Source organism: Leptolyngbya sp. FACHB-36, from assembly GCF_014695955.1.
In the GTDB taxonomy this organism is placed as follows: Bacteria; Cyanobacteriota; Cyanobacteriia; order Leptolyngbyales; family Leptolyngbyaceae; genus FACHB-36.
Genome location: NZ_JACJPG010000309.1, coordinates 1 through 12,423 on the forward strand (window position 1 = coordinate 1; position 12,423 = coordinate 12,423).

Here is a 12,423-nt window from a genome sequence, read left to right on the forward strand (position 1 = left end):
CATGAACACGGCAGCAACCGCCACTAAAATTCCCCCTTCTCAGCATCCTTACGCCAACATCATTTATCGCCTCGAAGCAGGCGGCGCAATGCTCCCCGACACGCCTGAAAACCTGATGCAGATCATCGGCTTGTACAAGGCATACGCGGTGCCGATGGACTTCTACTGGCGCGATCTGCTGTACATTGCGGAGCAGGTATTCCTCGATCCACTGCCGTTCTTCAAGTACTTCATTCCCAAAGAGTATCTAGAGCGGCACAACCACTATGCGGGTGACGACGCCGATCTCCGCATCTGGCGCGGTGAAGCGACAGCACACCCAGAGCTGCTGGAGTTCATTGAGAAAGGCGAACTCAAGATGAAGCTGCCGCGCATCTTCCACCACTGGTGGCACGATCGCATCAACATGGAGTTCGCGGAAGAGTGCATGCGATCGATGCTGTGGCACCGAGGCATGTCCACGTCGGTCAACCAGTTCGATTCTTATCTGGACAGCGACGAGTACAAGGCAAATGCCGATCGTGCCATTCGCGCCTATTTCAAGGGCAACCCGCTGATGCTGGGGCTGCACAACGCCTTTCCAGAACTGTTCCTGGAGCAGTGCCGTCAGATGTCCTACTATTCCAATCTAGGACTGTTTTGGGAAGTCATGGCTCCGGTGTTCTTCGAGATGTCAGACCTGTACGACGAAGGTAAAATCGCCAGCGTCCCTGATGCGATGAACTTTCTGGTGAATGGCATCTTTGCGATCGCGGGGCGTCCTATTTACCACCACGTTTACATCCGGGGTGAGTGCTACGAAATCATTCCCAAGTCGAAGGGCTTTACCTGGCTGTATGAGGCGGCTCTGCCTTACGTGGAAGCGGTGTTCTACCGCACGTCACCGTTCCGAGGCACCAAGTCTTACAACGCCCAAGCGGGTCAAGTGCCCGACGACCAAAAAGATTTTCACTATGGCGTCCTGTACGCTGACAAATTTCCAGTGGGTACCGCGGGCATCCCGCCGACCCTGCTGGCACAGGACATGCTGCACTTTCTGCCGCAATATCTCGTCGATTACTACCAGCAGTACTGTCGGGGCGAGGACGACATGCTGATTCAACTAGCGGTCAGCTTCCAGCGATCGATGTACTGCGTCACCTCCGCCGTGATTCAGGCATTGCGGACTGCTCTGCTCTACCCATTAGATGATCCCAATCCTAAGCACCTGAAGGCAAACCGCGCCTTCTTTGAGGCGCAAATGGATCGGTTCCTGCGTCCTGAAGCTCGCTTGCGAGATATTCAAAACCAGAACTATCGCTAATTGAAATTCCTGTCGGCTCGGTACGCAGAAGCCACCAGCGATTGATTAATTGCTGGTGGCTTCTAGTGTGATGGTTGAGTGATTACGGTAGCTGACTCAGCCAGTACGACACGTCTACCGATAAGCGCTGTCCAAGCTGCAGCAGTCGCCTTAGAGCCGCTGCCGGGATTGCCGATCGCCCTTCACCCGACTGCCAGCTAGAGCACTCTGGGATCAGCCATTGGTGCAGCCGCTGGAAGTACAGTTCCTGCGCCTTTGCCAGCGACAGATTCAAACTCATGCGATCGCCCAGTTCAATCAGTCGCTCTAACTGCTCCACCACCGCCTCGACGGTTTTGCCATTAGGGGTATGCAGCAGGGTCCACAGCGATCGCAGAATCAGCCGCTCCAGGGTTTGCTTTGCCTCTGGTAGATTGAGTGTGCAGTGGAGCAGAGCAGCTTCGGTAGCGATCGCCTCCAACTCAACGAGATGGTTCAGCTCTGCTGGAGTCGATTCTCCACTTTCCTGCTCCAATGCGCGGAGGGAAAGCAGCACTCGCTGAGTCAAGGCAACTTCCGCCGCAACCTGAAGTTCCTGCGGCACAGCCAGTTCGTCTCGATGGAACGCCATCAGGACTCCGTAGTTGTCACGGTACACCTGCGTGTAGAGTTGGTCGAGCCGCGTTAGCGTCTCCTGAGACAGCAGCCGCATAATCCGATGGCGCTCTTCAGCGAACAGGCTTTGCAGACTGTAGGACTGGCTGCCAAAGCACTGGCTCATTGCCAAAATGGTTTGGGCAGCGCTTGCCTGCGTCAGCGCCGCAAACAGACGATCCTTCAGCATCGTGTAGCTGCGGCGTCCTCCAAACGGCTGAATGCAGCAGTGGAAATCCCAACCGCCCAAATGCAGCACCGCAAACACCAGATGCACGCTTTCGCGGGTGATTTCTGAAACCAGTTGCAATTGCCCGACTGCAAGGGTTAGGGGACCCATGCGCTGGAGTTGGTAGTCTAGCTGATTGGCGCTGTAGCAGTAGAGGTGTTGCTCTTTGGCGTAGGTGGTGAACAGTGAGCTAATCGCGTAGTGTGCCGCCACTTGCTCTAAGTTAATTTGCGCGGATTTGACGAGTTGCCGATACACTTCGCCGCCGTGCTTAAACCAATCGACATTGCTAGGAGCGATCGTCAGCCGCTTGACGAACGCCGCCTCCAGTTGAACGCCCGTCACGTCGCCTGCCAGTTCCAGCGCTCTTGCCGCATAGCGAAGAATTTGCACCCCTTCCGGGCGAGAAAGTTCTTCAAAAAACCAGCCGCAGCTTGTGTACATCAGCAGCGCGTGTCGCTGCATCTCCAGCAGCCGCAAAGCGTCGATTCGCTCGGCATTGCTGAGCTTGCGCGCTTGATGACGGGATAAAAAGGCGTTGACGTTGGTAACGGTGCGATCGCGGATCACCTGAATGTATTCATCGCGCGCCAGCCAGGGATCGCGAAACAGCTTGTGTCCGGCATCGTCATAGGTTTTGACTAACTGATCCCGCAGCCAATCCAGCGCATCCCGCAGGGGACGCCGCCATTTTTGGTTCCAGCTACCGCCCCCACCGCAGCCGCAGTCGTCCTGCCAGCGATCGACGCCATGAGCGCAACTCCACGCTGTGACTGGCTTCAACTCAACTTCCCACGCGGGTGGATGCAGGGATAGGTAGTGAGCAAAGTTGGTTACGGTCCAGCCGCGATCAGGAAACTCATGCGCAAATGCATACGCCAAACATTTCTCGGTGCCGCCCTTGTGGTGCCCAAACGTCTCGCCGTCTGTTGCTACCGCAATTAGCTGCGATGGACGATGATCTCCGCGCACCGCTTGCCCCAGTCGCCCTACCAGGTTGTAGGAACTGCTCAACGCGCTGTCAAAGCCCATATCCCGCGAGATGGGACCGTCGTAGAAGAAAATGTCAATGAATGGGGGCTGGGAAGAAGGCGGCTCCCCAGGCTTCTGCAAAAAGCAGCGGTAGGGACGAGTTGGATCAATCTGGCTACCGCCGACTTCGTGCCAGTCAGGGTTTGGATTGTCGGCAGTGGGGAGCGTACGACAGCGCTGCGCCTGCGAGGGTGCCAGGACAATGAAGCGAATCCCTTCGGCGACGAGTGCCTCTAGAGTTGAGTAATCAACAGCAGTTTCTGCCAGCCACATGCCTTTGGGATCGCGCCCAAAACGAGAGTGGAAGTCTGCTTTGCCCCAGCGAATTTGAGTCAGTTTGTCGCGCTGATTTGCCAGCGGCAGAATGATGTGGTTGTAGGCTTGGGCGATCGCGTTGCCATGTCCATTCAGGCGCTCGCAGCTTTTGCGATCAGCATCCAGAATCCGCTGGTAGACCTCAACATCGTACCGCTCTAGCCAGTTCATCAACGTGGGACCGATGTTGAAGCTGAGGTATTCGTAGTTGTTGACGATCCCTACCACATCGCCGTGGTCGTTCAGCACTCTGGCAAAGGCATTGGGACGGTAGCACTCGTGGTGAATCCGCTCGTTCCAGTTGTGGAAGGGTGCTGCGCTGGGCTGGCGCTCGATCGCGTCCAAATACGGATTCTCACGCGGGGGCTGGTAGAAGTGCCCGTGAACGGTGATGTACACACCTTGCGCGGTGCGAAGGGGATCGGTTGCGATCGCCGCGCCGCTCTGATGAGTCAAATCTGGGGCTAGCAGCGCGGGATCGGGATCAACCGTCGAGCCACGGCTAGCCAGATTCCCATTCAAAGACGGTTTGGACGGACGGGCGTCAGACGTAGAGGTCATAGCAGAAGGTTCTGAAAGGGTAAGAGATCGTCACTCAACCAAGCGACTGTAGAGCAAGTTGTGAATACAAGTCGCTTGGCGTCCATCGTGTGATGGGGATGAGTGGGGCAATTAATCAGGAAGTTCTTACGGGGAAGCTTGGTCGAGTCGTCAATGTAGCCGATTCCTGGATCGAGCCGAATCTAACTAAACGGCTAGAAAAATGGGGATCGCGTCTATCTTCAGGGAGACTTGAGTGGGGCTAGAGTTAGATCTTAAAACCGCTAATTTCTGAAATTCTCAGCAAACTCTCGGAAATTCATTGCAACATACCTGATTCAACCGCAACTTTTAGATAAATTTAATCCCTGCTTAAGGGATCACTACAAGAGTTTGCAGTGCTGGTAGTTATAGCAACATGTCGTAACACTAGCTAACTAGATTACTTCAGCCGTAGATGCAGTAAAACGGGTAGGACGATCGACTAGACGAACAGGTTGCCATCTAGAGTTCCTACCCGCTTTTAATAGAGGCGGACTTATACGCTTTGACTAAAACCTCGGAGGTTTAAACCACTCTGCCGATCACGATGCTTCATTCTTGGTTAAAACCTCCGAAGCTTGCGTAGGTCCTAAGTTTGCCTTACGCTGCGAATCGAATCTTAAGGTAATCTTCCTCAATTTTTGCCCCTGCTGGCTGCAACGCGGCTAGCGCCTGCGGCAGCACTAGATTTCGCCGATGATTGCCAATCCGGATGTTTAGCTCGTCGCCCGTTTTGGTGAGTTCAATTTGGCTCTTGGCGATCCCAGGAAGGTAAACCTCCAAGCTGTACTGCTGCTGGTCTTGTACCACTCGCAGCGTTGTTTCCTTGTGGTAGACCTGAGTGGGATCTTCACCGTCAGGGTAAAGCGTAGTCTTCAGACGATCGAGCGCCTCCAGCCCGCACATCTCCTCAGAGTAGAGCGGAACTTCTTTAATCGGCAGCGGCGAGAAGTTGTCGTGAATCTCCTGACGGTGCTGCTGCTGCAGTTCTTTCCAGCGCTGGAAGAAGGGATCAGATACGGAATCGGGAATAATCCGGTTCGCCACTACCAGATCGGTTGCCACGTTGTACAGACTCAGATAGGCGTGGGCGCGGAGCGACTCTTTGATCACCATTTTTTCGGGGTTCATCACCAGTCGCACCGAGGTTTTGGTGTTGTCAGTCAGCACTTTCTCTAGCGCTTCGATCTGTTCGTAAAACTCATAAGGTGCGTCCATCACTTCCTTGTCGGGTAGCGAGAAGCCTGCGATCGGACGAAAGATTGGCTCGACCAGGGGACGCAGCGCTACGGAGATCCCCCGAAACGGCTTGTAGAACTTTCGCATGTACCAGCCACCAACTTCCGGCAGGCTTAACAGACGCAAGGCCGTTCCAGTGGGCGCAGAGTCAATAATCAGCACCTCGAATTCGCCTTCGTCGTAGTGGCGTTTCATCCGCACCAAGCCGAAAATCTCGTCCATTCCAGGTAGAATCGCTAACTCTTCGGCTTGGACACCGTCCAATCCCCGCGCTTGCAGCACTTGAGTAATGTAGCGCTTCACTGCACCCCAGTTACCTTCTAGCTCCATCAGCGCATCAAGTTCTGCCCCCCACAAGTTCGATCGCACCTGCCGGGGATCATGCCCCAGTTCCATATCGAAGCTGTCTGCCAGCGAGTGAGCCGGATCAGTACTCAGGACAAGGGTTTTGTAGCCGAGTTCTGCACATTGCAGTCCGGTTGCAGCAGCAACTGACGTTTTTCCCACGCCTCCTTTGCCCGTCATGAGGATTACACGCATGAATATGGATGTCCCTTGCTGAGAATTAGTTACATTCTTTTACTCTATCGGGTTTTTCCACTGTGGGTAAGCATAACGCCTCTCGATCGTCCAAACTGTGCTGGCAACAGCCACCGCTTCGCCACAGACACAGCGTCAGTACGCAGTCATGAGTCTATTAGGACTTACGCAAACCTCGGAGGTTTTGACCAAGACCCAAGCATTGTGACCGACAGAGTGGCTTAAACCTCGGAGGTTTTGGTCAAACTGCGTAAATTCGAATCTATGAACGATGAACGATGAACAGTGGAGCCTGTTTGATGGAGCTGAGGACGGCTATGGCAGCAAACTGACGCGAACCGGATCGCCACCCTTAAGCGGCGTACCGCTGCGAGTGACAAAGCGTTCTCCTGCCTTCAAGCCAGACAGAATCTCAACCTTGCCATCCGCTCGATCACCCAACACAACCTCTCGCGCTTCAGCGCTGCCGCTGCTTCCAGTGCCGTTGAATACGTACACAACCCCTTTACTAGATGGAGTTGCTTGCTTCGCTGTGGCTGCATTACGATCGTCCTGCACTGCAGCGATCGGCACCAACACTCGCGCTGGTCGGGATGGCTCTAAGCGCACTTTCGCAACCATGCCGATACCAATTTTGCCATCGCCATTTGCCACTGTGATCTCAACTGGGATCAGCGATGCCGCATCGGCAACCGGGGAAATACTCCCAACTGCTCCCGTAAATACCTGCTTGGGTAGCGCATTAAAACGCAACTCAACGCTATCTCCAACGCTAAGCGTTTTTCGCTCTCGCTCTAACACCTGCACAGTCAGCTTAACGCGGCTAAAGTTCCCTAATCGCAGTAGTTCAGTCCCTGATGTCACTGAATCACCCACGCTAGCTAACTGCTCTAACACGTAGCCACTCACGGGCGATGTTAGAACAGCAAACGATTGCCGCTCACGGGCTTGCACAACCGACGTTTGCTGTGCTGACAGACGACCCCGCGCCTCGGCAATCCCCGTTTGTTGGTCAATACTTCTTCGTTGGATCGATCGCAGCGCTTCAGCAGCGCTTTTTGCAGTGGCGCGGGCTTGTTCTGCTCGCTGACGACTGATGGTTCCGTTTCTGGCAAGCCGATCCAGCCGAGTCGCTTCGTTCTGAGCATTCCGATACCGAGTTTGCGCCTGTTCCGCCTCTTGACGGTTTAATGCCGCTCGCGCTTGTAGCTGAGTCACCTGTGACCGCTGCGCTGCAAGTTGCGATTGAGCATCGCTGATCGCTGTCTTTAGAGCAGCATCATCAATCTGAACCAAGGGCTGGTCTTGCCGAATCCGATCGCCCACCTTAGCGTTTAGCTTCAGAAGCTGTCCATCTGACTGAGCACGCAGCGTCAACTCTTGTAGCGGTCTAGCCTTTCCGGTGTATTCGATCGGCTGTTTTAGCACAGCAGGTTTGGCAACCGCCACCTCCACAGGTGTTGCCACTTGCTTGCCGACGGGAAATGGCTGTGGTTCTGCTCCCGCTCGTTCTTTTTCTGGAGAGCAACTAGAGACGAGGAGCAAGGACCCAGCCAGCAATAGCCAACTCACAGCGCTTTTGAACCTGGTCTGTCCGGCTGGTAGTAGCCGATGGATAGAGCCTTGTTGACATAGTAACTTAGGCATACGGGCGAACTCCTGCAACAACCAAACCGCGGAGAACCGAACAAAGACACCCTTAGATAGATTTTAACAATGTCTTAGCGATTCACCCGATCGCCAAACGAGTCTCCTTGCAGAAGCAGCGCTTGAAAACTGCCAGTGTTTGATAAGAAACGGAAATAAACTAGTCATTTCAGAAAACAAGCAAAATCACTACACCAAAAAGGTTGGTGTAGTGATTTTGATTTACTAAAAATTGGGTGGGAGTAGGAAAGCGAAGCAGACCCATTCCCATGACCAGTTAGCTTTTATCTAACTAACCCGGTTGCCTTTAGCGCGGCTCATCCGCCTGCGATCGCTGGAATGATGCTGACCTCATCCCCATCTTTAAGGGGTGTGTTTGTACCTTCCAAAAAGCGAATATCTTCGCTATTGACGTAGAAGTTGACGAACCGCCGCAGTTCACCTTGGTCATCGCACAGACGCGCTTTAATTCCAGGGCAGGACTGCTCCAGCGAGTTTAGCAACTCACCGATCGTGCCGCCATTGCACTCAACCGTGGCTTGGTTATTCGTTAATTTTTGCAGAGGAGTTGGAATCAGAACTTTGACAGACATGGGAGATTGCATTGTAATTTTGAGCGTTGAATTTTGAATGACAAAGATGAGCTTTCAACTCAACATGCATCATTCAAAATTTTCAATTGTTTAGACGAGGACCTGCTGCCACTCCAGACGATCGAGCGTTCGGGAGCGCTCTAGCGCCCGCTCGAAGCTGTCCAGCTTGGGTTCAATGGTCAGCGGTTCGCCGACGTAACCTTGAACGGCTTCCTGAGTTTTTAAGCCATTGCCTGTAATGTAAACCACGGTGGTTTCATCTGGGTTAATCTTTCCTGCTTCCACCAGCTTTTGTAAGACCGCAATGGTCGTTCCACCAGCCGTTTCGGTAAAAATGCCTTCGGTTTCCGCTAGCAGCTTAATGCCTGCCACAATTTCGGCATCTGTGACAGACTCGATATTGCCATTGGTTTTACGAGCGATGTCCACGGCATAAACGCCGTCAGCCGGATTGCCGATCGCAATTGATTTGGCAATCGTGTTAGGCTTCACGGGCGCAATGAAGTCTCGCCCCTCGCGGAAGGCTTGGGCGATCGGAGAGCACCCTTCCGCCTGAGCACCACTAAAGCGCACAGGCTTTTCATCCACCAACCCAACTTGCACAAACTCCTGGAAGCCTTTGTAGATTTTGGTGAACAGCGACCCTGATGCTAACGGAGCCACAACATGGTCGGGCAGTTGCCAGCCAAGCTGCTCCGCAACTTCGTAGCCTAGAGTTTTAGAGCCTTCGGAGTAGTAAGGGCGCAAATTGATGTTGACGAAGCCCCATCCATGCGTGTTTGCCACTTCCGAACAGAGACGGTTGACCTGATCATAATTGCCATGCACTGCCATCACGGTCGGACCATAAATCAGCGTGCCCATGACCTTGCCTGCTTCTAGATCTGCTGGAATAAACACACAGCAGTCTAAGCCTGCATGAGCCGCGATCGCCGCTGTCGAGTTTGCCAGGTTGCCCGTGCTAGCACAGGACACCGTCGTGAAGCCCAGTTCTCGCGCACGAGTCAGCGCTACCGAAACCACGCGATCCTTAAAGCTAAGCGTGGGCATGTTGACAGCATCATTCTTGATGTACAGCTTGTTCAATCCCAGCCGCCGTGCCAGCCGATTTGCTTGTACCAGCGGCGTCATGCCCGTTCCCACATCGATCGGGGTTTCAGTCGCAACGGGCAGAAACGGACGATAGCGCCAAATTGAATTCGGTCCTGCTTGAATGCTTTCGCGAGTAACAGTCCGCCGCAGTTCATTGAGATCGTATGCCACCTCTAATGGACCAAAGCACAGCTCGCAAACGTGCATGGCTTTGAGTTCATACTCTTCGCCACACTCCTTACACTTCAGCGCTCGAAAGGTTGCAGTGGATTTTGCTAGCAGTTGGGTGGCTTGGGTCATGGCTTGAATGTCCTCAATTCTGAGCAGTCAGCAGGGTTTTCGATGCAGTTTGCCTGATGTTAGCACGCGGTATATACCTAGTCAAACATACCCGACTAAAAAAGTCGGGTATGTTTCAGCAGCTCATCCTGCTTTCGAGAGATACCTTCTACAAAAGACAATTCTGTAGACGTACTCTAGGTTTGAGAAGATTACCTCAAGGGGGGTATGGGCAGTTTGTCAAATAGTTGTTATATTCTGTAATACAAAGCAGTCACCTGGTTTCGACATCAGGGCACTTTGAACAGATTCAGCACTTGCTGAGTCAAACGCTACGGAATGTGGTTAGCCGCTTCGGTAGCATTCGCAAAGCTACTCTCTCTCATTTGGAGTCCAACTACCATGAACCAACCTGCCGAACTAACTCTGGAGCAGCAATTCAGTATTCGCTCCTTTGAAACGCAAGTGCAAAAGATGAGCCGTGAACAAGCTCAAGACTTTCTAATCAAGCTCTATGAGCAAATGATCATGCGGGAAAATATGTACAAGCATTTCCTGAAGCATCAGTGGGGCTTGGAAGCAGGTCCTCAGTTCTAACACGTTGCTGATCGACAGGCGACCTCATTCTCTGGCTTTGTTCTGATGGGAAAGAAGCTGGGGATCTGGGGCGTCACTCTAGACTAACTAGACTAAGACTGACTAGACTAAGTAGTCGAACTAGCGTTTCAACTTGTTGTACATCTGCACATTGTCATTTATTCCACTGCTAACGTCCTCATTCGCTTCGTTGAGGGGTAGCTTGCACAGTGGCAAGTGTCATTAAGATAGATCCTACTGGCTAGCAGACCGTACCGCAGTGGACGCTGTTGAAGTTATCCGCTCATTTCTTTTACAGCCAAACCTGGATGACTAGCGCTGCTCAATTTGGTGGCTCTGAGTTTATCGGCAGGCTTGAGGATGGTAGTGTTAAAGCAAGCCACTCTCAGGTTTGGGCCTTGGTATGTTTAAGCGGTTGCTCGTTTGCACTGACTTTTCCGATGGCGTTTATCGCTTCGCCCATTTCGTTCCCAGCTTGGCAGCCTTGGGGCTTGAGCAGCTTACCTTTTTGCATTGCGTGCCACTGCGAGAAATCGGCGGCATTCCACGAGTAGACACCGAGAAGGTGGACGCGGCTCAACAGCGCTTGAACGTTGCACTGAAGAGTCCTTCATCTGGTGTGAATGTCACGGTGATGGTGGAATCAGGGCGTGCGATCGATGCAATTTCAGCCGCTGCCCAAACCCATCAAGCGGATCTGATCGTGCTGGGAATGCCGACGCGAAATCTACTGACTGAGAAGCTGTTTGGCAGCACCACGATGGGACTATGCCAACGATCAACCGTGCCGCTAATGGTCATCCGTCCCCAACTGGTCTCGACCTACACCGCTGAAGAATTTGATTTGCGCTGTCGTCATCTGTTTCGCTGTCTTCTAGTGCCTTACGACGGCAGCAATGCATCAAAATACTTGCTCGATCGCCTCAAACAGCTTGCCCACGATCGCTCACCAAACTGCCTGGAACGATTGCACCTCTGTTGGGTGGTGGACGATGTTGGGCGGCGCGAGCTTCCAAAAGACTATCAAGTAGAAGCGGCGAAAGAGGCATTAGCAAGCGTCAAAACAGAATTAGAAGTGCTGAAGGTACAGGTGGCTCCGGTAGAAGTTCGGGTGGGTAACCCTGTACTAGAAGTTTTGGAAGCGGCTCAGATGCAAGACGTCAGCGCGATCGCTACCTCATCAGGCAGCATCGGAAAGCTTCTACAATGGTCCATACCCAGCTTTACCAGCGAACTGCTGAGGCGCAGTTGGCATCCAATTATTTACTTTCCGCCCAGCCCGACACGCTGATTAGGAGCCAGCAGGCACTCACTTCTAGCGATTTCGCGTGGGTCGAGTTACCTCACTCGATGGACTACAAAAAGTTGGTGGGACTGGTTTCCATTGCCGCCAGGACTTTGGGTTTTAGCTTCTCCAGTTCAGCTTGCAGCAGCGTTTTACTCAGGCTGGGCTGCCCAAGCGAGGCGCGTGGCTGACTGGTGATCGCCCACTCCTGCAACTGTGAACACTGAAATGACTGGATTGGAATAGACATGATGTGAGCGCAGCGATCGGGATTTTCCAGCGCAAACAGCAGAACGTGATACTCTTTTTTATCTCCCAACAGCCGCACCATTTCTTGACCGTGCGCTGACTTCAAATCTAGGTAGCAGCGGAGCCACCGAGGTCCCTTTTCCTGACTGTGTAGGGGATTGTAGAATGCGGTAATCCACAGCACCATTGGATGCGGTGACATTGAGCAAAGAAAGTTTTTGTAAATGCGGTTGTAGAGTTTATTAACTTGCAGATGCTCAATTTCCTTCTGAGGCAGCATGACCCAGAGGGTTGCGATGGCTCCTTGGCTGGTCTCCAACGGCTGAGGAAAGACAATCTCGGCGATCGGTTTACTTTTGGGCCAGCGGGCAACTCGACGCGCCTCTGTCACGGCATCAACGGCGACGGCTTTTGCTTCCACAGGGGGCAACCCCTTCGATAGCACCTCACTTAAGCGCTGACTAATTTCCTGATTGCCGCTGTACCGCTGTGCCAGTGGCTCTAGAGCTTTGAGGACTTCGGTGATCGATTGGGGACGATGGTTAGGCGATTTCTCTAAACACCCCATCACCAAATTTTCCAGCGCCTTCGGCAAGCGCACGGCGGGATTCGCAGAGATAAACGATCGGGGCGACTGGTAATGGTGCGCTTTATACCAACTGCCGAACGAGTGCGTTTCGGCTTGCAGCGGCATTTTGCCAGTCAGCATCTCAAACATCATGATGCCGAGGCTGTAAATGTCCGATCGGGCATCCAGTTCTCGACCTTCCATTTGCTCTGGCGACGAGTATGCCAGCGTTCCCATAAA

General features: G+C 53.1%; 9 protein-coding genes. 3 read left to right on the forward strand and 6 right to left on the reverse strand.

Annotation, left to right across the window (positions count from 1 at the left end):
* Position 1 precedes the first annotated feature (1 nt).
* The gene (locus H6F43_RS08430) at positions 2-1,303 is read left to right on the forward strand and encodes a CO2 hydration protein (RefSeq protein ID WP_190342349.1); all 1,302 of its coding nucleotides are present in this window, start codon (positions 2-4) and stop codon (positions 1,301-1,303) included.
* Between the two features lie 82 nt (positions 1,304-1,385).
* Here the strand turns inward: H6F43_RS08430 and H6F43_RS08435 are convergent, their stop codons facing one another.
* From H6F43_RS08435 to thrC, 5 genes are all read right to left on the reverse strand, one after another.
* Positions 1,386-4,073 carry a DUF3536 domain-containing protein gene (locus tag H6F43_RS08435; RefSeq protein ID WP_190342350.1) on the reverse strand — a complete coding sequence of 896 codons (2,688 nt, stop codon included), beginning with the start codon at positions 4,071-4,073 and terminating at the stop codon, positions 1,386-1,388.
* A gap of 621 nt (positions 4,074-4,694) precedes the next feature.
* A complete protein-coding gene (locus H6F43_RS08440; protein WP_190342351.1) occupies positions 4,695-5,873 on the reverse strand; it encodes a TRC40/GET3/ArsA family transport-energizing ATPase in 1,179 nt (392 codons plus the stop codon).
* A 315-nt stretch (positions 5,874-6,188) separates the two neighbouring features.
* Positions 6,189-7,445, reverse strand: coding sequence for an efflux RND transporter periplasmic adaptor subunit (locus H6F43_RS08445; protein WP_190342352.1), 1,257 nt, complete (start codon positions 7,443-7,445; stop codon positions 6,189-6,191).
* Positions 7,446-7,837: 392 nt separating this feature from the next.
* Positions 7,838-8,113 (reverse strand): MoaD/ThiS family protein, encoded by a 276-nt coding sequence (locus tag H6F43_RS08450; protein ID WP_190342353.1) that lies wholly within the window; start codon positions 8,111-8,113, stop codon positions 7,838-7,840.
* A gap of 90 nt (positions 8,114-8,203) precedes the next feature.
* A complete protein-coding gene (gene thrC, locus H6F43_RS08455; RefSeq protein WP_190342354.1) occupies positions 8,204-9,505 on the reverse strand; it encodes a threonine synthase in 1,302 nt (433 codons plus the stop codon).
* A 381-nt stretch (positions 9,506-9,886) separates the two neighbouring features.
* Here thrC and H6F43_RS08460 point away from each other — a divergent pair, with 381 nt between their 5' ends.
* Positions 9,887-10,081 carry an NblA/ycf18 family protein gene (locus tag H6F43_RS08460; RefSeq protein WP_190342355.1) on the forward strand — a complete coding sequence of 65 codons (195 nt, stop codon included), beginning with the start codon at positions 9,887-9,889 and terminating at the stop codon, positions 10,079-10,081.
* Between the two features lie 403 nt (positions 10,082-10,484).
* Positions 10,485-11,372 carry a universal stress protein gene (locus H6F43_RS08465; protein WP_190342356.1) on the forward strand — a complete coding sequence of 296 codons (888 nt, stop codon included), beginning with the start codon at positions 10,485-10,487 and terminating at the stop codon, positions 11,370-11,372.
* Positions 11,373-11,436: 64 nt separating this feature from the next.
* Here H6F43_RS08465 and H6F43_RS08470 read toward each other — a convergent pair.
* Positions 11,437-12,423: serine/threonine-protein kinase (locus H6F43_RS08470; RefSeq protein ID WP_190342357.1), on the reverse strand; the 987-nt coding region annotated here is incomplete at its 5' end.